At 70.9% G+C, this 18,092-nt stretch carries 17 protein-coding genes; 11 read left to right on the top strand and 6 right to left on the bottom strand.

Annotated features, from left to right (window positions below; all coding sequences use genetic code 11):
• The first annotated feature begins 157 nt into the window (after positions 1-157).
• Together OO63_RS15700 and OO63_RS15695 are read left to right on the top strand one after the other, a co-directional pair.
• Positions 158-1,864, top strand: coding sequence for an AMP-binding protein (locus OO63_RS15700; protein ID WP_030360124.1), 1,707 nt, complete (start codon positions 158-160; stop codon positions 1,862-1,864).
• Positions 1,861-3,483, top strand: a complete 1,623-nt coding sequence (locus OO63_RS15695; protein WP_030360125.1) for an AMP-binding protein — start codon at positions 1,861-1,863, stop codon at positions 3,481-3,483. The genes OO63_RS15700 and OO63_RS15695 overlap by 4 nt, the downstream gene beginning before the upstream one ends.
• A gap of 15 nt (positions 3,484-3,498) precedes the next feature.
• Here OO63_RS15695 and OO63_RS15690 read toward each other — a convergent pair whose 3' ends face one another.
• Entirely contained in the window at positions 3,499-4,308 is an 810-nt protein-coding gene (locus OO63_RS15690) for a hypothetical protein (protein WP_030360126.1), read from the bottom strand.
• 364 nt (positions 4,309-4,672) lie between these two features.
• On the opposite strand from OO63_RS15690, the gene gcl reads away from it, so the two are divergent.
• Complete coding sequence (gene gcl, locus OO63_RS15685) at positions 4,673-6,451, top strand: glyoxylate carboligase (protein ID WP_030360127.1); 1,779 nt, start codon at positions 4,673-4,675, stop codon at positions 6,449-6,451.
• Positions 6,452-6,463: 12 nt separating this feature from the next.
• Here the strand turns inward: gcl and OO63_RS15680 are convergent, their stop codons facing one another.
• Positions 6,464-7,786: an MFS transporter gene (locus OO63_RS15680; protein ID WP_234311274.1), complete on the bottom strand. Its 1,323-nt coding sequence runs from the start codon at positions 7,784-7,786 to the stop codon at positions 6,464-6,466.
• Positions 7,787-7,903: 117 nt separating this feature from the next.
• Here OO63_RS15680 and OO63_RS15675 point away from each other — a divergent pair, with 117 nt between their 5' ends.
• A complete protein-coding gene (locus OO63_RS15675; protein WP_051810912.1) occupies positions 7,904-8,623 on the top strand; it encodes a TetR/AcrR family transcriptional regulator in 720 nt (239 codons plus the stop codon).
• Here the strand turns inward: OO63_RS15675 and OO63_RS15670 are convergent.
• Positions 8,527-9,216, bottom strand: coding sequence for a hypothetical protein (locus OO63_RS15670; protein ID WP_234311275.1), 690 nt, complete (start codon positions 9,214-9,216; stop codon positions 8,527-8,529). The two genes, OO63_RS15675 and OO63_RS15670, sit on opposite strands and share 97 nt — an antisense overlap.
• A 128-nt stretch (positions 9,217-9,344) precedes the next feature.
• Between OO63_RS15670 and OO63_RS15665 the strand changes: the two genes are divergently transcribed.
• Positions 9,345-9,932 carry a YdeI/OmpD-associated family protein gene (locus OO63_RS15665; RefSeq protein ID WP_030360131.1) on the top strand — a complete coding sequence of 196 codons (588 nt, stop codon included), beginning with the start codon at positions 9,345-9,347 and terminating at the stop codon, positions 9,930-9,932.
• A 389-nt stretch (positions 9,933-10,321) separates the two neighbouring features.
• Here the strand turns inward: OO63_RS15665 and OO63_RS15660 are convergent, their stop codons facing one another.
• The 3 genes from OO63_RS15660 to OO63_RS15650 form a co-directional block, all read right to left on the bottom strand.
• On the bottom strand, positions 10,322-11,788 hold the full coding sequence (locus tag OO63_RS15660; protein WP_030360132.1) for a catalase: 1,467 nt from the start codon (positions 11,786-11,788) through the stop codon (positions 10,322-10,324).
• A gap of 237 nt (positions 11,789-12,025) precedes the next feature.
• Positions 12,026-12,916, bottom strand: coding sequence for a 2-hydroxy-3-oxopropionate reductase (locus tag OO63_RS15655; RefSeq protein ID WP_030360133.1), 891 nt, complete (start codon positions 12,914-12,916; stop codon positions 12,026-12,028).
• A 38-nt stretch (positions 12,917-12,954) separates the two neighbouring features.
• On the bottom strand, positions 12,955-13,773 hold the full coding sequence (locus OO63_RS15650; protein ID WP_030360134.1) for a TIM barrel protein: 819 nt from the start codon (positions 13,771-13,773) through the stop codon (positions 12,955-12,957).
• 124 nt (positions 13,774-13,897) lie between these two features.
• Between OO63_RS15650 and OO63_RS15645 the strand changes: the two genes are divergently transcribed.
• The 6 genes from OO63_RS15645 to OO63_RS15620 all read left to right on the top strand — a co-directional run bounded on the left by OO63_RS15645 (position 13,898) and on the right by OO63_RS15620 (position 18,078).
• Positions 13,898-14,176 (top strand): YkoF family thiamine-binding protein, encoded by a 279-nt coding sequence (locus OO63_RS15645; RefSeq protein ID WP_078619154.1) that lies wholly within the window; start codon positions 13,898-13,900, stop codon positions 14,174-14,176.
• Positions 14,173-14,550 carry a helix-turn-helix domain-containing protein gene (locus OO63_RS15640; RefSeq protein ID WP_030360136.1) on the top strand — a complete coding sequence of 126 codons (378 nt, stop codon included), beginning with the start codon at positions 14,173-14,175 and terminating at the stop codon, positions 14,548-14,550. Before OO63_RS15645 ends, OO63_RS15640 begins: the two co-directional genes overlap by 4 nt.
• A 169-nt stretch (positions 14,551-14,719) precedes the next feature.
• Positions 14,720-15,232, top strand: coding sequence for a 2-oxo-4-hydroxy-4-carboxy-5-ureidoimidazoline decarboxylase (gene uraD / locus OO63_RS15635; RefSeq protein ID WP_030360137.1), 513 nt, complete (start codon positions 14,720-14,722; stop codon positions 15,230-15,232).
• Positions 15,229-15,636 carry a hydroxyisourate hydrolase gene (gene uraH / locus OO63_RS15630; RefSeq protein WP_030360138.1) on the top strand — a complete coding sequence of 136 codons (408 nt, stop codon included), beginning with the start codon at positions 15,229-15,231 and terminating at the stop codon, positions 15,634-15,636. The genes uraD and uraH overlap by 4 nt, the downstream gene beginning before the upstream one ends.
• A gap of 5 nt (positions 15,637-15,641) precedes the next feature.
• The gene (pucL, locus tag OO63_RS15625) at positions 15,642-16,598 is read left to right on the top strand and encodes a factor-independent urate hydroxylase (RefSeq protein WP_030360139.1); all 957 of its coding nucleotides are present in this window, start codon (positions 15,642-15,644) and stop codon (positions 16,596-16,598) included.
• Between the two features lie 61 nt (positions 16,599-16,659).
• Positions 16,660-18,078, top strand: coding sequence for a nucleobase:cation symporter-2 family protein (locus OO63_RS15620; RefSeq protein ID WP_030360140.1), 1,419 nt, complete (start codon positions 16,660-16,662; stop codon positions 18,076-18,078).
• The last annotated feature ends 14 nt before the right edge of the window (positions 18,079-18,092 follow it).

Genomic DNA, 18,092 nt, shown 5'->3' with positions numbered 1-18,092 from the left:
CAGCTTCCGGCCCCGTGCACCTGATGTCCGCCGTGATGTCCGCCGCCCTCGCGGGACACCACCCCCGTTCGGGGGTAGTGAGACCTGCATCACGAATTACACGATGGTACGGACGAGCGGCGGTCAGCGGAATGCGAGCGGAATGCGAGGGGTGCGGATGACGGCGACCGGAGCGGGTGGCGGCACGGAGGAGTTCCGTGCGGCGCGGGACTTCCTGCTGCGTCACCGGGAGGACTACCGGGCCGCGTACGAGGGCTTCGCCTGGCCCCGGCCCGCGCACTTCAACTGGGCGATCGACTGGTTCGACGTCATCGCGGACGGCAACGACCGCACGGCGCTGCACATCGTCGAGGAGGACGGCGACGAGACGCGCCTTTCGTTCGCGGAGCTCGCGCGGCGCTCCGCGCGGGCCGCCAACTGGCTGCGCGGGCTCGGCGTCCGCGCCGGGGACCGCATCGTCGTGATGCTGGGCAACCAGGCCGAGCTGTGGGAGGTCGCGCTCGCCGCGATGAAGCTGCGGGCCGTGGTGATCCCGGCGACGCCGCTGCTCGGCGCCGCCGACCTCAGCGACCGCATCGAGCGCGGCCGGGCCCGGCACGTGGTGGTGCGGGCCGAGGACGTCGCGAAGTTCACGGACGTGCCGGGGGAGTACACCCGGATCGTGGTCGGGGACCGGGAAGGGGAGGGAGCCAAGGCCGCCGAGGGCTGGATCCCTTACGACGGCGTCGACACCGCCCCCGCCGACTTCACCCCCGACGGCGTCACCCGCGCCGACGACCCCCTGATGCTGTACTTCACCTCCGGCACCACCGCCCGGCCCAAGCTCGTCGAGCACACCCATGTGTCGTACCCCGTGGGCCACTTGGCGACGATGTACTGGATCGGCCTCAAGCCGGGCGACGTGCATCTGAACATCTCCTCGCCCGGCTGGGCCAAGCACGCCTGGTCGAACCTGTTCGCGCCGTGGAACGCGGAGGCGACCGTCTTCATCCACAACTACACGCGCTTCGACGCGGGCCGCCTCATGCGGGAGATGGACCGGGCGGGCGTCACCAGCTTCTGCGCGCCGCCCACCGTGTGGCGGATGCTCATCCAGGCCGACCTCACCCAGCTGCGGACGCCGCCGCGTGAGGTCGTCGCGGCGGGGGAGCCGCTGAACCCCGAGGTCATCGAGCAGGTGCGGCGCGACTGGGGGGTGACCATCCGGGACGGCTTCGGGCAGACCGAGACCGCCGTGCAGGTCGCCAACACCCCCGGCCAGGAACTGCGCCCCGGCTCCATGGGGCGCCCCACGCCCGGCTTCGCCGTCGAACTGCTCGACCCGGTCACCGGGGCGCCGGGCGCCGACGAGGGCGAGATCGCGCTCGACCTGTCGGCGCGCCCGGTCGGCCTGATGACGGGCTACCACGGCGACCCGGAGCGCACCGCGGAGGCCATGGCGGACGGCTACTACCGCACCGGCGACATCGGCGCGCGCGGCGCCGACGGCTATCTGACCTACGTCGGCAGGTCCGACGACGTCTTCAAGGCGTCCGACTACAAGATCTCGCCGTTCGAGCTGGAGAGCGCGCTCCTGGAGCACGAAGCGGTGGCCGAGGCGGCGGTCGTGCCCGCACCGGACCCGGTGCGCCTGGCCGTGCCGAAGGCGTACGTGGTGCTCGCCGAGGGCTATCAACCGGGGCCGGACACGGCGAAGTTGCTGTTCGAGCACTCCCGGTCGGTGCTCGCCCCGTACAAGCGGGTGCGCCGCCTGGAGTTCGGCGCGCTGCCCAAGACCGTGTCGGGCAAGATCCGCCGCATCGAGCTGCGCGAGGCGACGGCCAAGGGGTCCGGCGCCGAGTACCGCGAGGAGGACTTCCGGTGAGCACGCCGCTTTCGGGCACGCCGCTTTCGTACGCGCACGGCACCAGCAAGACCCCCCTCCTCGGCGACACCATCGGGCAGAACCTCGCCCGCGCCGTCGCCGCCTGGCCGGACCGGGACGCGCTCGTCGACGTCGCGGCAGGTGCCCGCTGGACGTACGCCGAATTCAGCGCTGCTGTCGAGGAGTTGGCGCTCGGCCTGATCGGCTCCGGGGTCGGCAAGGGCGACCGGGTCGGCATCTGGGCGGTCAGCTGCGCCGAGTGGGTGCTCGTGCAGTACGCCACCGCGCGCGTCGGCGCCATCATGGTGACCATCAACCCGGCGTACCGCGCGCACGAACTCGCCTACGTGCTCAAGCAGTCGGGCGTCTCGCTGCTCGTCGCCAGCAAGGAGCACAAGGCCAGCGACTACCGGGCGATGGTCGAGGAGGTCCGGGGCGAGTGTCCGGACCTGCGGGCCGCGCACTACATCGCCGACCCGTCGTGGGACGCGCTCCTGGCCGCGGGCCGGTCTGTCGATGTGGCCGAACTCACCGCCCGCGAGGCGGAGTTGAGCTGCGACGACCCGGTCAACATCCAGTACACCTCGGGCACCACGGGCTTCCCGAAGGGGGCCACGCTCTCCCACCACAACATCCTCAACAACGGATACTGGGTGGGGCGCACCATCGGCTACGGCGAGCAGGACCGGGTGTGCCTGCCCGTGCCCTTCTACCACTGCTTCGGCATGGTCATGGGCAACCTCGGCGCCACCTCGCATGGCGCCTGCGTCGTGATCCCGGCGCCGTCGTTCGACCCCGTGGCGACCCTGCACGCCGTCGAGCGCGAGCGCTGCACCTCCCTGTACGGCGTGCCGACGATGTTCATCGCCGAGCTGAACCTCGCCGACTTCGCCACGTACGACCTGTCGTCGCTGCGCACCGGCATCATGGCCGGGTCGCCGTGCCCCGTCGAGGTCATGAAGCGGGTCGTCGCCGAGATGCACATGGCGGAGGTGTCCATTTGTTACGGCATGACCGAGACCTCGCCCGTCTCCCTCCAGACCCGCATGGACGACGACCTGGAGCGCCGCACCGGCACGGTGGGCCGCGTCCTGCCGCACATCGAGGTGAAGGTCGTCGACCCGGTGAGCGGGGTGACGCTGCCGCGCGGGCAGTCCGGCGAGCTGTGCACGCGCGGGTACAGCGTCATGCTCGGCTACTGGCAGGAGCCGGAGCGCACCGCCGAGGTCATCGACTCCGGGCGCTGGATGCACACGGGCGACCTCGCGGTGATGCGCGAGGACGGGTACGTCCAGATCGTCGGCCGCATCAAGGACATGATCATCCGTGGCGGCGAGAACATCTACCCGCGCGAGATCGAGGAGTTCCTGTACGCCCACCCGAAGATCGCCGACGTACAGGTGGTCGGGGTGCCGGACGAGCGGTACGGAGAGGTGCCGCTGGCCTGCGTCATCCTGCGCGACCCCGAGGAGACGCTGACGCTGGAGGAGCTGCAGGGCTTCTGCGCGGGCAGGCTCGCCCACTACAAGGTCCCGGCGGGGCTGCGGCTCCTGGACAGCTTCCCGATGACGGTGTCGGGGAAGGTGCGGAAGGTGGAGCTGCGGGAGCGGTTCGGCTGAGTCCGGCACACCGGGTCAGGCGCCCGTCGCCGCCAGTTCGTCCGCCGCGCCGTTCAGGGGCTCCGGGGTGCCCGACAGGTCGATGCGGAACAGGGCCACGTCCAGCTCGTCCGCGCGGTCGCGGGCCGCGGGCGTGAAGTCGCACAGCGCGAAGCACACGCAGGTCACCGAGAGCGCCATGGCGGTCAGCCACGCGCACTCGACGTCCCGCAGCGACGTCTCCCGCACGGCGGGCTCGACCTGGGCGAGCACACCGAGCGCCGCGAGCCGCGTGCCGGACGGCGGGCGCTCCTCGTCGGGGCCCGCCTCGCGCACGTCCTCGTAGCCGAGCCAGCGCAGATAGAGGGCCGCCGTGGCCACCGCGTCCCCGGCGCTGCGGACGGGCAGGGGGCGGAAGGCGGGCCGGGGCGTGGGCGCGGTCCGTGGCAGCGGGATGTGGGACGGGGTGAGGGAGGGGTGGCCGTCCGCCCCGGTCCCGGCGGGGTCGCTGTCGTCGTGCGCCGGGGCTTCGGTGTCGGTCCCGGCAGGTCCGCTGTCGCCGCGCGCCGGAGGTTCGCCCGCCTCGTCCGACGCCACCACTATCCGCAGCACCGTCCCGCACGCGCACCCCAGCTCCGGCCGCGGCCAGTCCGCCGAGCGCCCGCAGGCCGTACACCGCACCGTCACCCAGGCGTCCGCGCCGGTCCGGTGCGTGAGCGGGACGGCGGCGCCGTGCCGGACGGGGGGTACGACGGGTTTGCCGCAGACGCAGGGGAACGCCGGAGGAGCGTAGGCCTGTTCGTGGCGGCACACCGGGCACCGCACCAGAACGCCGTCCTTCGCCATGACCCTCACCGCTGCCCGTCCGCTCCGCCGCCCGTCGGCCGCCGAAGCTGCCCATCGCCGGAGCCGCCCACCGTACGAAGCTCCCCATGGTACGGAGCTCATCGTCGTACGGAAGGTGACCGCGCCGATACGCCATTTTGAGCTCCAGGCGCGCCCTCGCGGGCCCCGCTTGTCCCGGAATCCCTTGACGGCCCTGGCGCACCCCCTTACATTGCTTCCATATAGCAGAACATAATTTCCGCAATGTGGAAAACGTCGCGAGGCGGGCCACGGCGCGGAAGCAGCACCGGAAGGCACGGCTCATCGCGGGGCGCGACGGTGACCGTGGCTTCGTCAGCCGAAGCAGGAGAACTCAATGGCTCGTATGACCGCTGCCCGCGCGGCAGTCGAGATCCTCAAGCGCGAGGGCGTCACCCACGCGTTCGGTGTGCCGGGGGCCGCGATCAACCCCTTCTACAAGGCGCTCAAGGAAGGCGGCGGCGTCGATCACACGCTCGCCCGCCACGTCGAGGGCGCCTCGCACATGGCCGAGGGGTACACCCGCACCCACCCGGGCAACATCGGTGTCTGCATCGGTACGTCGGGTCCCGCGGGCACCGACATGATCACCGGCCTCTACTCCGCGATCGGTGACTCGATCCCGATCCTGTGCATCACGGGCCAGGCGCCCACGAGCGTGATCCACAAAGAGGACTTCCAGGCCGTCGACATCGCCTCCATCGCCAAGCCGGTCACCAAGATGGCCGTCACGGTCCTGGAGGCCGCGCAGGTCCCCGGCGTCTTCCAGCAGGCCTTCCACCTGATGCGCTCCGGCCGTCCGGGCCCGGTCCTCATCGACCTGCCCATCGACGTCCAGCTCACCGAGATCGAGTTCGACCCGGAGACGTACCAGCCGCTGCCGGTCTACAAGCCCGCCGCGAGCCGCGCCCAGATCGAGAAGGCCATCGGCATGCTCGTGAACTCCGAGCGGCCGCTGATCGTCGCTGGCGGCGGCATCATCAACGCCGACGCCAGCGAACTCCTCGTGGAGTTCGCCGAACTGACGGGCACTCCGGTCATCCCCACCCTGATGGGCTGGGGCATCATCCCCGACGACCACGAGCTGAACGCCGGCATGGTCGGCCTGCAGACCTCGCACCGCTACGGCAACGCGACCTTCCTGGAGTCCGACTTCGTCCTCGGCATCGGCAACCGCTGGGCCAACCGCCACACCGGCTACAAGCTGGACGTGTACCGCGAGGGCCGGAAGTTCGTGCACGTCGACGTCGAGCCGACCCAGATCGGCAAGATCTTCGCGCCCGACTACGGCATCGCGTCCGACGCCAAGGCCGCCCTCGAACTCTTCGTCGAGGTCGCCAAGGAGCTGAAGGCCGCGGGTGAGCTGCCCGACCGGGGCGCCTGGATCGCCCGGGGCCAGGAGCACAAGTCCACGCTCCTGCGCCGCACGCACTTCGACGACATCCCGATCAAGCCGCAGCGCGTGTACGAGGAGATGAACAAGGCCTTCGGCCCCGAGACGCGGTACGTCTCCACGATCGGGCTCTCCCAGATCGCCGGCGCCCAGATGCTGCACGTCTACAAGCCGCGGCACTGGATCAACTGCGGGCAGGCGGGGCCGCTCGGGTGGACCATCCCGGCCGCGCTCGGTGTCGCCACGGCCGACCCGGACGCCCAGGTCGTCGCCCTCTCCGGCGACTACGACTTCCAGTTCATGATCGAGGAACTGGCCGTGGGCGCCCAGCACCGCATCCCCTACGTCCACGTCCTGGTGAACAACTCCTACCTCGGCCTGATCCGCCAGGCCCAGCTCGGTCTGGACATCAACTTCCAGGTCAACCTGGAGTTCGAGAACATCAACGCCCCGGAGCTCGGCGTCTACGGCGTCGACCACGTCAAGGTCGCCGAGGGGCTTGGCTGCAAGGCCATCCGCGTCACCGACCCGGCCGACCTCGGCGCCGCCTTCGAGGAGGCCAAGAAGCTGGCGCAGGAGTACCGGGTGCCGGTCGTCGTCGAGGCGATCCTGGAGCGGATCACCAACATCTCCATGAGCCGCACGGCGGACATCAGCGATGTCACCGAGTTCGAGGAGATCGCCACGGAGCCGTGGCACGCGCCGAGCTCGATCAAGACGCTCAAGGCGTAACTTTCGGACGGCTCAAGAGGAGGTCCCTGCACCGGAGTTCGGCTCTGGGGCGGGGGCCTTCTCGCTTACGCCGCCGTCTGTCAGGGCCGGGTCGGAGCCGAGCCGCGCCCGCCGCAGCGACGGGAACGCCACCGCCACCGTCACCGTGGCCCCGACACAGACGAGGCCGCCGATCGTCACCGCCGTGCCCGCGCTGGTCAGTTCGGCCAGGAAGCCGACCGCCGCGTTGCCGAGCGCGGGCGACACCGTCGCCTGGGCCATCCACAACCCGCTGACACGGCCCCGCAGTTCGTCCGGCGTGCCGTGCTGGAGCAGCGCCGAGCGCAGCGTCTCGGAGATCAGGTCGCCGAAGCCCGCGAGGGCGAGGAGCACCAGGGCCAGCGGCAGCCAGGAACTGGCGCCGAAGCCGGTGAGGGCGGCGCCCCACAGCAGGACCGCGCCGATCAGCGCGTGCCCGCCCGCGCGGGCCGTCCAGCCGCTGGTCGCCGCGCCCACCAGGGCCCCGCACGCGGGCGCCGCGTAGAGCAGGCCGACGACGGCCGCGCCGCCCCCGAACCGCTCGTCGGCCAGGGCCGGGTAGAGCGCCTGCGGCATCGTGAAGACCATCGCCGCCGCGTCGATCAGGAGCAGCCCGAGGACGAGCCGGTGCCGCCGGACGAAGCGGAACCCGTCCGCGAGCGAGCCGAACGCCTGCCGCACCCCCTTGCCGGACGCGCCGCCGCCCGCGGGCACCGGCAGCGGCCGGACGAAGAACAGCGCCGCCGTGAACACCAGGAAGCCCGCCGCGTCGACGGCGTAGCACGCGGCGAGTCCGGGGCCCGCGATCAGGGCGCCGCCCACCGCGGGGCCGATGAGGGCGGCGAGTTGGGTGGAGCCGGAGAGCAGCGCGCCCGCGGCGGCGAGGCGTCCTGTGCCCGCGAGGGCCGGGATCGCGGCCAGCATGGCGGGCCCACCGAGGCCCGCCAGCAGGCCCGTCGTGGCGGTGGCCGTGTAGATCAGCCACAACTGGGGCTCCGGGGCGAGGGCGTTGGCGGCGAGCGCGCCCGCGACGAGGGTCAGCGGAAGGCGTGTGACGATCATCAGGGCGCGGCGGTCCATCCGGTCGGCGAGGACGCCGCCGACGAGGACGCCCACGACCATGGACAGCGCGCGGGCGAGGCTGACGAGCCCGATGTGCAGGGACGAGCCGGTGAGGTCGTACACCTGCACCGCCACCGCGACCCCGGTCATCAGGGTGCCGATCAGGGCGCCGAGGAAGCCCGCGTACAGCAGCCGGAAGTCGCGGCTTTCGCGCAGCGGGCCGAGGTCCATGGCGAGCCCGGAGAGACGGGGCATCGACGGCTCCAAGTCGAGTGAGGCAAGCCTTACCCGGGCCACCTTGGCCTGCCCGATCCTTAAAGTCAACGTGTGTGAAGTTCAAGGGGGGAGGGGGCGGGCGGTTAGCCTCGGGGCATGAGCGGCACCACACGGCAGCGGCCCACCCATCGCAAGGGCCGGGCGACCCTGACCCGGCAGGGCGTCGGCGAGGCGGCTCTCGCGTTCCTGGGGCGGCACGGCTCCGCCGCCCTCACGATGCGGTCGCTCGCCGCCGAACTGGGCGTCTCCCCGCGCGCCTTGTACAACTACGTCGACGACCGCCGCGACCTGATCACGGTCGCCGCCGAGGTGTTCCAGGCGGCCTGGCGGCCACCGGCCCTGGACCCGGCCCCGGAGGCCTGGCGGGCCGACCTGCGGGCCTTCTGCGCCGACCTGCGCGCCCACTACCGCCGCCACCCCGGCATGGCCACCCTGGCCCTGAGCGAGAACATCACCCTGGCGACCCACCCGGTGATGCTCCGCAACGTGGATGCCCTGATCGGCTTCTTCGAGGCGGTCGGCCTCACCCTGGCGGACGCCTACCGCGCCTGCATGGAGACGATCCGCCTGGTCGTGGGCTTCGTGGAGTTCGACGACGGGCCCCGGGACCGCCCGCCCGCCGCTCTCGACCCGGCCGACCTCCAGGCCCACCCGCCGCCGTGGCTGCGTACGGCCGACGCCGACGGGCTGCCGCACCTCGCGCGGCTCGCGGAGCTGGCTCAGGACGACGCCGACACGCGGTTCGGGTTCTCCGTGGACGTGTTCACGGCGGGGATCGCGGCCCGCGCGGCGGACGGGCCGCGTCGTACGAAGTAGTGGACGGTCAGGGCGAGGACCAGCGGGCCCCACAGGCCGACCGGCAGGACGCAGGCCCGGAACAGGAACTCCCAGAAGCCGCTGTCGAACTCCTCGAAGGAGACACCGAGGCCGAGGGCGCCCAGCGTGAAGGGCCCGAACAGGGCCGTCGCGCCGAGGCCGCCGAGCGTCGCGGGCACCACCGCGGCCCAGCGGTTGAGCCGCCGCCCGCCGAGCCGCGGGACCCAGGCGGGCACGACCTCGCCCCAGCCCCGCACGAGCCCGAAGCTCAGCAGCGCGAGGGCCTCCGTGAGCAGACTCAGGGTGAAGATGTACGGCACCGAGATCCACAGGCTGCCGATGGACCCCGTGCCGGTGCCCATGTCGAACCCGAAGGCGAAGGGGAGCCGCCACACGCACTGGGCGAGCAGCACGAGCGGGATGGCGTGGGCGACGCGCTCGGCCCAGCGGGGGACGGGACGCTCGGTGCCGGTAGGCGTAGCCGCGCGTGTCCCAGTCCCCGTGTCCGTACCCGTGTCCGAGGCGAGGCCCCATCCCGTGTCGCTGCCCGCACCAGTGCGGATGTCGGCCTCGTGAACTGCTGTCGTCGTCATGACAGTTACTCTTCCGCCCGCGTCGGCGGAGTTCGTCAGCCCGGACGCCGGACCGTCTCCGCCGTGCGGGGGAGGGGGCCGTATACCGTGGCGGGAGGCACGTACGTACGGATCGAAGGAGTCCTGGCATGGAGACGTTGGAGACGCTCGACGGGCTCCCGGTGCGCACGTTCGCCGACCGGGGCGCGCTGGAGGAGTGGCTGGACGCGCATCACGAGGACAGCCCCGGCATCTGGCTGAAGCTGGCCAAGAAGGCGTCGGGCGTGCCCTCCGTGACGACCGACGAGGTGATCGACCTGGAGCTGTGCTTCGGGTGGATCGACGGCCAGCGGCGCCGCCACGACGACACGTACTTCCTGCAGAAGATCACCCCGCGCCGCCCGCGCGGCACCTGGTCGAAGCGGAACATCGACCGCGTGGAGGCGCTGCTCGCCGCGGGCCGGGTGCGCGAGCGCGGCCTCGCCGAGATCGCGGCGGCGAAGGCGGACGGCCGCTGGGACGCCGCGTACGACCCGCAGGCGGAGGCGAGCGTGCCCGACGACCTCGCGGCCGCGCTGGCCGCTGAGCCCCGGGCCGCCCGGACGTACGAAGGGCTCGGCAAGACGGACCGGTTCCTGGTGATCCTGCGGCTGCAGACAGCGCGGACGGAGCGCACCCGGGCCGCGCGCCTGGAACGGATGGTCGCGAAGCTGGCGGCGGGGGAGAAGGTGCGCTGAGCGCCCCCCTCTGACCGCTCCCCCCGGGAACGCCGAGGTCCCCGGAGCACGTGTGCGCTCCGGGGACCGGGAGTTGCTGCCGCCCGACGGCGTGCGACTGGCGGAACATGCATACGCGCCGCCGGGCGGAATCAGGGGGAAGCCAAGGCAGCAGGCGAGGTGCCGGGACCGCGGCGGCGCGGGCGACAGCCTCCGGGCGGCGCCTTCTCAGGTCGAAGACGTGCCGGAAGACCTTCACCACCGCACTGGCTCGCACCGAGCCGCCACGGTCCTCGTCGTCCCGCCCGCCGTGGGACCACCCCTCATCCGGGTCCACGGCGGTGCGGGCCTGCGCGCGAGGGGACCGACCTCCCGTCAAGTCCCCTGCGCAGCCTTGGGGTTCGCGAACCTCAGCTGTCGCGCAGGGCGCGGACCGCCTCCTCGACGCGCTTGCCGTAGTCGGCGTCGGCGGCGTGGAAGTGGGCGAGGTTCTTCTCGACGACGTCGTCGCGGGAGACCTGCGAGAGTCCGCCCGCGATGTTCGCCACGAGCCGGGACTTCTCGTCGGCCGACATCAGCCGGTACAGCTCGCCCGCCTGGAAGAAGTCGTCGTCCTTGGTGTGGGCCGGGGCCTCGTGCGTGCCGGTGTGGCCGTTGATCGCCAGCGGGGCCGACAGGGGCTTGCCGGTCTCGGTGGGGCCGTCGTAGGAGTTCGGCTCGTAGTTCCTGCGGTCGCGGCCGTAGGCGTTGGTGGCCATCAGGCCGTCGCGGCCGTAGTTGTCCGCGGTGCCACCGGGTACGGCCTTGGGGGCGTTCACCGCGAGCTGCGTGTGGTTGACGCCCAGGCGGTAGCGGTGCGCGTCGGCGTAGGCGAACAGGCGGCCCTGGAGCATCTTGTCGGGCGAAGGGCCGATGCCGGGCACGAAGTTGTTCGGCGAGAACGCGGACTGCTCGACCTCGGCGAAGACGTTGTCGGGGTTGCGGTCGAGGACCAGGCGGCCCACGCGCTGCAGCGGGTAGTCGCTGTGCGGCCACACCTTGGTGAGGTCGAAGGGGTTGAAGCGGTAGTTCGCCGCGTCCGCCGCCGGCATGATCTGCACGTGCAGGGTCCAGGACGGGTTCACGCCCCGCTCGATGGCCTGGAGCAGGTCCGTCTGGTGGGAGTTGGCGTCCTTGCCCGCGAGCTCGGCGCCCTGCTCGGCGGAGAGGCAGCGGATGCCCTGGTTCGTCTTGAAGTGGTACTTGACGAAGAAGGCCTCGCCCTGGGCGTTCGTCCACTGGTAGGTGTGCGAGCCGTAGCCGTTCATGTGGCGGTACGACGCCGGGATGCCGCGGTCGCCCATCAGCCAGGTGACCTGGTGCGTGGCCTCGGGGGCGTGCGCCCAGAAGTCCCAGACGTTGTCCGGCTCCTGCTTGCCCGTGAACGGGTCGCGCTTCTGCGAGTGGATGAAGTCGGGGAACTTCAGCGGGTCCTTGATGAAGAACACCGGGGTGTTGTTGCCGACGAGGTCGTAGTTGCCCTCCTCGGTGTAGAACTTCACCGCGAAGCCGCGCGGGTCGCGGACCGCGTCCGCGCCGCCGAGGCTGTCGGCCACGGTGGAGAACCGCAGGAAGGTCTCCGTGCGCTTGCCCACCGCGCCGAGGAAGTCGGCGCAGGTGTACGCGGTGACGTCGTCGGTCACCTCGAAGTAGCCGTAGGCGCCCGAGCCGCGGGCGTGCACGACGCGCTCCGGGATCCGCTCGCGGTTGAAGCGGGCGAGCTTCTCCAACAGGTGCTGGTCCTGGAGGAGCAGCGGGCCGCCGACACCGGCGGAGGCGGAGTTCTGGTTGTCGGCGACAGGAGCGCCGGACTCGGTCGTGAGCACACGCTGCGACATGGTGGTGGGTCGGCCTTCCGTGCTGTGGCTGCTGACGTGATGGGGAGCGTAAGGACCCCTGAGCTGCTACGTCAACAGTTTGTTGAAGTTGATGAGAAGGGGGAGGGTTCCGGGCCGCGGCGGCGTCTGGGCGCGACAGGACAGGTGTCAACGCCACCGCGGCCCGGAAGTCTGGGGTGCTCTACGGCCTTGTGCCGGTGCTCAGAGCTGGGCGCCGGAGAGGCACTGGGGCCGTGCTCAGAGCTGGGCGCCGGAGAGGCGCTCGACGGAGCGGAGCAGCGCGGAGTGGTCGAGGCCGCCGTCGCCCTGCGCGCGCAGGGAGGCGACGAGCTGGGCGACCACGGCGCCGACGGGCAGGGCTGCGCCGACGTTGCGGGCGGCGTCCGTGACGATGCCCATGTCCTTGTGGTGCAGGTCGATGCGGAAGCCCGGCTTGAAGTCGCGGTTCAGGAAGTTGTCCTTCTTGCGGGTCAGGACGGTCGAACCGGCGAGGCCGCCGTTCAGGACGTCCAGGGCCGCCGTCAGGTCCACGCCCGACTTCTCCAGGAAGACCACGGCCTCGGCGCACGCCTGGATGTTGACGGCGACGATCAGCTGGTTCGCGGCCTTCACCGTCTGGCCCGAGCCGTGCGGGCCGCACAGCACGATGGTCTTGCCGAGCGCTTCGAGCAGCGGCTTGGCCGCGTCGAAGTCGTCCTGCTCGCCGCCGACCATGATGGAGAGCACGGCCTCGATGGCACCGGCCTCGCCACCGGACACCGGGGCGTCCAGGACGCGGATCCCCTTGTCCTTGGCGGCCTTGGCCAGGTCGACGGAGGTCTGCGGCGTGATCGACGACATGTCGACGAGCAGCGCGCCGGACCGCGCGTTCTCCAGGATGCCGTCCGGGCCGTACGCGATGGCCTCGACCTGCGGCGACGCGGGCACCATCGTCACGATGACGTCGGCGTCCCTGACGGCCTCGGCGATCGACTTGGCGGCGGTGCCGCCCGCGGCGGTGAGGCGGTCCAGCTTGTCCTGCTCCAGGGTGAAGCCGGTGACGGAGTAACCCGCCTTGATCAGGTTCTCGGACATGGGCGATCCCATGATGCCGAGTCCGATCCAGGCGACCTTGGGAAGCGTGCTCATGAGGGAACCTCTCTTGCTCGGTGTTTCTGTGTCAGCGGTCAGGACAGCCAGCCGAACGACTCGGCGCTGGGGCGGTCGCCCGCCTTGTACTCCAGGCCGACCCACCCCTCGTAACCGGCCTTCCTGAGCTGGTCGAGGAGGCCTTCGAGGGGGAGCGAGCCGGTGCCGGGCGCACCCCGGCCGGGGTTGTCGGCGATCTGCACGTGGCCGGTCTTGGCCGCGTACTGCTCGATCACCGACGGCAGGTCCTCGCCATTCATGGAGAGGTGGTACAGGTCCATGAGGAACTTGGCGTTGCCGAGTCCCGTCGCGGCGTTCACCTTGTCGACGATCTCGATCGCCTTGGGCGCGCTCACGATGGGGCACTTGGGCGACTCGGGGGCGTTGAGCGCCTCGATCAGCAGGATCGCGCCCACGCGGTCGGCCTCACGGGCCGCCAACACCAGGTTCTCCAGGGCGAGTTCGTCCTGGACGGCCGGGTCTACCCCGTCGACGCGGTTGCCGTACAGGGCGTTCAGCGCCGTGCAGCCGAGCGCCTTGGCGAAGTCGGCCGCCACCGCGAGGTTCGCGCGGAACTTCTCGCTCTCCTCGCCCGGGATCGACAGGGCGCCGCGGTCGGGGCCCGGCAGCTGTCCGGCGTAGAAGTTCAGGCCCACCAGCTGCACGCCCGCGTCCTCGATCGCCTTCTTCAGGGCGTCGAGCTCGGACTGCTCGGGGGTGGGGGCGTCGACCCAGGGCCACCACAGCTCGACCGCGCCGAAACCGGCCTTCGCGGCCGCCGCGGGCCGCTCCAGGAGCGGGAGCTCGGTGAAGAGGATCGACAGGTTCACATTGAAGCGCTGGTCGGAGTATCCCATGGGGCTTCCGCGCTCCTTCCGTATTGCGGAAGTTCATTTCTGCTTGATGGAAGACTGCATCCGATCCGCGGAAGCTGTCAAGAGGGGCTGCCGGAAAAACGAGAGGCCGCGTTAGGTTGGCGCCGTGCGATTGAGAGTGGAGTTCACGACCGAGCCCTTCGACCTCGACGAGGCGCCGCCCCACGCCCTGGCCGCCCGCGACGTCATCCAGGGCGCCGACCTCGACGCCGTGGACGTCGGCCCCTTCGGCAACACCGCCGAGGGCGACGTCGACGCGGTCCTGACGGCCGTCGACGCGATGCTGCGCCGGTCCCTTGGCGCCGGCGCCACCCGCGTCTCGCTCCAGGTCAATGTGATCGCGGAGCCGGGCGAGCGGACCGCGCCCGGGGAGGTCGCGCGGTGACCGCCTTCGGGGACGACCCCTTCGCGACCGCCGTCAAGCCGCTGGTGGACGCCATGGGCGGGGAGATGCTGCCGCCCGGTGAGGCGGGCCCCGACGACGTGGTGCTCGCCTGGGAGGGAGAGGACGTGGTCGCGGTGCGTCTGCCGCAGCTCGCCGACTCCCTCGACCACATCCTGCTCGCCCTGGAGCGCAAGCGCGGCAAGCCCCTCGCGGAGCTCGACCGCAAGGCCAAGCAGGAGGTCGTACGGATACTCGAGGCCCGTGGCGCGTTCTCCGTGCGCCATGGCGTGGAGACCGTGGCGGGCGCCCTCGGGGTCAGCCGCTTCACCGTCTACAACTACCTGAACAGGGAAAACGCCGCGAAGGACAAGTAGTCACCCGTCGCGGGGCGACCCAGTCGTCACGCTGCGCGGCCAAGCCGTCACCCGGATCGCGGGGTGACGGCTTCTTTGTTCAAATGATTTCAACAAACTGTTGACGGGATGTTGTTGAAGGTCTTAGCTGTTCCGCAGCCCGTCCAGCACATGGCCACGGAGGCACCCCGTGACTTCCCGTACGACACCGGGCCTGGCCCGGTTCAACGCCCTGCCGGAGCCGGCGGCCACCGCCGAGCTCCACGAGGCCTGCGCCTCCTCGGCCTGGGGGAGCGAGTTGCTCGCCCAGCGCCCCTTCACCACCGCCGACGCCCTCTACGCGGCCAGCGACGCCGTCATGGCCGAGCTGACCGCCGACGACCTGGCCGAGGCGATGGCGGGGCACCCGCCCATCGGGCGCCCCAAGCCGGGAGACCCGACCTCGTCCCGCGAGCAGGCGGGCATGGCCGGGGCGTCCGCGGAGCTCAAGGCCGAGATGCTCGAACTCAACCTGGCCTACCAGGACAAGTTCGGCCACGTCTTCCTCATCTGCGCCACCGGCAGGACCGGCGAGCAGATGCGGGACGCGGTCAGGGACCGGATCGGCAACTCGCCCGAGCAGGAGCGGGAGATCGTCCGCACCGAACTCGGCAAGATCAACCGCATCCGCCTGGCCCGCATCCTGGAAGAAGAGAGCGCATGAGCACCGACACCACCGCATCCGTGTCCACGCACATCCTGGACACCAGCGTCGGCCGCCCCGCCGAGGGCGTCGCCGTCACGCTCGCCGCCCGCAGCGGCGACGGCGCGGACTTCACCCCGCTCGGCGGCTCGGCCACCGACGCGGACGGGCGCTGCAAGGACCTTCCGGCGCTGCCGGAGGGCACCACCCATGTACGTCTCGACTTCGCGGTCGAGGCGTACTTCCTGAAGCTGCAGGACAAGAAGGCCGAGGCGCAGCAGGACGCCCCCGCGAATCGGGACAGCGGTGCGAGCGGTGTGTTCTTCCCCGAGGTGGCGATCACGTTCGCCGTCGTGCCGGGCGAGCACTACCACGTACCGCTGCTGCTCAACCCGTTCGGCTACTCCGTTTACCGAGGGAGCTAGCAGACATGAACAACGATTCCCGCCGGGCACGTCCGGTGGTCCTGGGGCAGAACCAGTACGGCAAGGCCGAGAACCGCGTCGTCAAGATCACGCGCGACGGCGACACGCACCACATCAAGGACCTCAACGTCTCCGTCGCCCTCTCCGGCGACCTGGACGACGTGCACTACAGCGGCTCGAACGCCAACTGCCTGCCGACGGACACCACGAAGAACACCTGCTTCGCGTTCGCCAAGGAACACGGCATCGAGTCCGCCGAGCAGTACGGCATCCACCTCGCACGGCACTTCGTGGACAGCCAGCCCTCCATCCACCGAGCGCGCATCCGCATCGAGGAGTACGCCTGGGAGCGCATCACCGCCTCCGACGGCAACTCGCAGTTCATCGGCGCCGACGAGGTCAAGCACTCCTTCGTGCGCAAGGGCCAGGAGACGCGGGTCGCCCAGATCACCTACGACGGCCAGAACTTCGAGGTCCTGAGCGGTCTGAAGGACCTGACCGTGATGAACTCCACGAACTCCGAGTTCTGGGGCTACATCAAGGACAAGTACACGACGCTCAAGGAGGACTACGACCGCATCCTGGCGACGTCCCTCTCGACGTGGTGGCGGCACAACTGGACCAGTGACGAGCAGCGCATGCCGAACTGGGAGAAGTCCTACGAGCAGGCCAAGAAGCACATCCTGCAGGCCTTCGTGGAGACCTACTCCCTCTCGCTCCAGCAGACGCTGTACCAAATGGGCACGCGGGTCCTGAACAACCGCGGCGAGATCGACGAGATCCGCTTCTCCGCGCCCAACAAGCACCACTTCCGCCAGGACCTGTCCTTCTGCGGCCTGGAGAACGAGGCCAAGGACGGCGCGGTCTACTACGCCGCCGACCGCCCCTACGGCCTCATCGAGGCCACCATCCTGCGCGAAGGCACCGAGGCGAGGATCCCGGTCGACATGACCAACCTCTGACGCGGGACGCGCGCCCCGGCACCTGACGCCGGGGCGCGCCACACCGGAGGGAACGAAAGGCATGGCACAGCCCGCAATACCGGACGGTGAGTCAACTCCCGTCTGTCGTCCGGGGGACGAGAGCCCCCAGGGGGACGCGTGTCACCCCGTGGACGAGAAGCTCACGCCCTCGCGGCTCGTCCCCGCCGCGCTCCAGCACATCGCCGCCATGTACGCGGGCGTCGTCACCCCTCCGCTCATCATCGGCCAGGCCGTGGGCCTCGACACCGCGGCCCAGACCCGGCTCATCGCGGCGAGCCTGCTCATCGCCGGGCTCGCCACCCTGCTCCAGACCCTCGGCGTCAAAGGGGTCGTGGGCAACCGCCTGCCGTTCGTGAACGCCGCGTCATCGGCGGGCATCGCACCGATCCTCGCCATCGCCGAGAACAGCGCGACGGGACACCAACTCCCCGCGATCTACGGCGCGGTGATGGTCGCGGGCGTCTTCTGCCTGGCCGTCGGACCCTTCTTCGGCCGGCTCCTGCGCTTCTTCCCGCCACTCGTCACCGGTGTCGTCATCACGCTCATCGGCGTGACGCTGATGCCCGTGCCCGTCACCTGGGCGCAGGGTGGCGACAAGGAAGCCGCCGACTTCGGCGACATGCGCTTCCTCGCGCTCGCCGCCTTCACGCTCGTGGTGATCCTGCTCTTCCAGCGCTTCGCCCGCGGCTTCCTCAAGCAAGTCGCCCTGCTCATGGGCCTGTTCATCGGCACGCTCGCCGCGATCCCGTTCGGGATGGCCGACTTCGCCGCCCTGAGGTCCGCGCCCGTCGCCGCCGTGCCCGAGCCGTTCGCGTTCGGCGCCCCCGAGTTCCAGCCCGCCGCGATCCTGTCCCTGTGCATCGTGATGCTCGTCCTGATGACCGAGTCCAGCGCGGGCATGCTCGCCCTCGGCGAGATCTGCGAGCGCAGGACGGACGGCAGGACCATCACGCGCGGCCTGCGCACCGACGGCATCGCCACCCTCATGGGACCGGTCTTCGGCGGCTTCCCGACCTCCGCCTTCGCGCAGAACGTCGGCGTCGTCTCCCTGACCCGGGTCCGCAGCCGCTACGTCGTCGCCGTCGCGGGCGGGGCGCTCATCGTGCTCGGCGCCTTCCCCGCGCTCGGCGCGGTCGTCAGCCTCGTACCGATGCCGGTGCTCGGCGGCGCGGGCATCGTCCTCTTCGGCTCCATCGCGGTCAGCGGCATCCGTACGCTCTCCGAGGCGGGCCTCGACGACAGCTCCAACATCATCCTGGTGGCCGTGTCGCTCGGGGCGGGCATCATCCCGCTCGCCGCGCCCGCCTTCTACGCGGACTTCCCCGCGTGGGCCCAGACCGTGCTCGGCTCCGGCATCAGCGCGGGCGCGCTCACCGCGGTCTCGCTCAACCTGTTCTTCCACCACCTCGGCACCCGTGGCAGCGCGCAGAACGCGGCCCCGGCACTCAAATCTTCCTAGGGTCATGCCGTGCC

The sequence above is a fragment of the Streptomyces alboflavus genome (assembly GCF_000716675.1).
Lineage (GTDB): Bacteria > Actinomycetota > Actinomycetes > Streptomycetales > Streptomycetaceae > Streptomyces > Streptomyces alboflavus.
The sequence above is the reverse complement of the archived record's forward strand: the minus strand, read 5'-3'. Positions and strand labels throughout refer to the sequence as shown.

Bases quoted from the DNA above. Each gene is read 5' to 3' on its own strand.
- OO63_RS15670 (WP_234311275.1), bottom strand. From the start codon at position 9,216: ATGACGACGACAGCAGTTCACGAGGCCGACATCCGCACTGGTGCGGGC.
- OO63_RS15700 (WP_030360124.1), top strand. From the start codon at position 158: ATGACGGCGACCGGAGCGGGTGGCGGCACGGAGGAGTTCCGTGCGGCG.
- OO63_RS15620 (WP_030360140.1), top strand. From the start codon at position 16,660: ATGGCACAGCCCGCAATACCGGACGGTGAGTCAACTCCCGTCTGTCGT.
- OO63_RS15690 (WP_030360126.1), bottom strand. From the start codon at position 4,308: ATGGCGAAGGACGGCGTTCTGGTGCGGTGCCCGGTGTGCCGCCACGAA.
- OO63_RS15655 (WP_030360133.1), bottom strand. From the start codon at position 12,916: ATGAGCACGCTTCCCAAGGTCGCCTGGATCGGACTCGGCATCATGGGA.
- OO63_RS15665 (WP_030360131.1), top strand. From the start codon at position 9,345: ATGGAGACGTTGGAGACGCTCGACGGGCTCCCGGTGCGCACGTTCGCC.
- pucL (WP_030360139.1), top strand. From the start codon at position 15,642: ATGAACAACGATTCCCGCCGGGCACGTCCGGTGGTCCTGGGGCAGAAC.
- gcl (WP_030360127.1), top strand. From the start codon at position 4,673: ATGACCGCTGCCCGCGCGGCAGTCGAGATCCTCAAGCGCGAGGGCGTC.
- OO63_RS15680 (WP_234311274.1), bottom strand. From the start codon at position 7,786: ATGCCCCGTCTCTCCGGGCTCGCCATGGACCTCGGCCCGCTGCGCGAA.
- OO63_RS15650 (WP_030360134.1), bottom strand. From the start codon at position 13,773: ATGGGATACTCCGACCAGCGCTTCAATGTGAACCTGTCGATCCTCTTC.
- uraH (WP_030360138.1), top strand. From the start codon at position 15,229: ATGAGCACCGACACCACCGCATCCGTGTCCACGCACATCCTGGACACC.
- OO63_RS15675 (WP_051810912.1), top strand. From the start codon at position 7,904: ATGAGCGGCACCACACGGCAGCGGCCCACCCATCGCAAGGGCCGGGCG.
- OO63_RS15660 (WP_030360132.1), bottom strand. From the start codon at position 11,788: ATGTCGCAGCGTGTGCTCACGACCGAGTCCGGCGCTCCTGTCGCCGAC.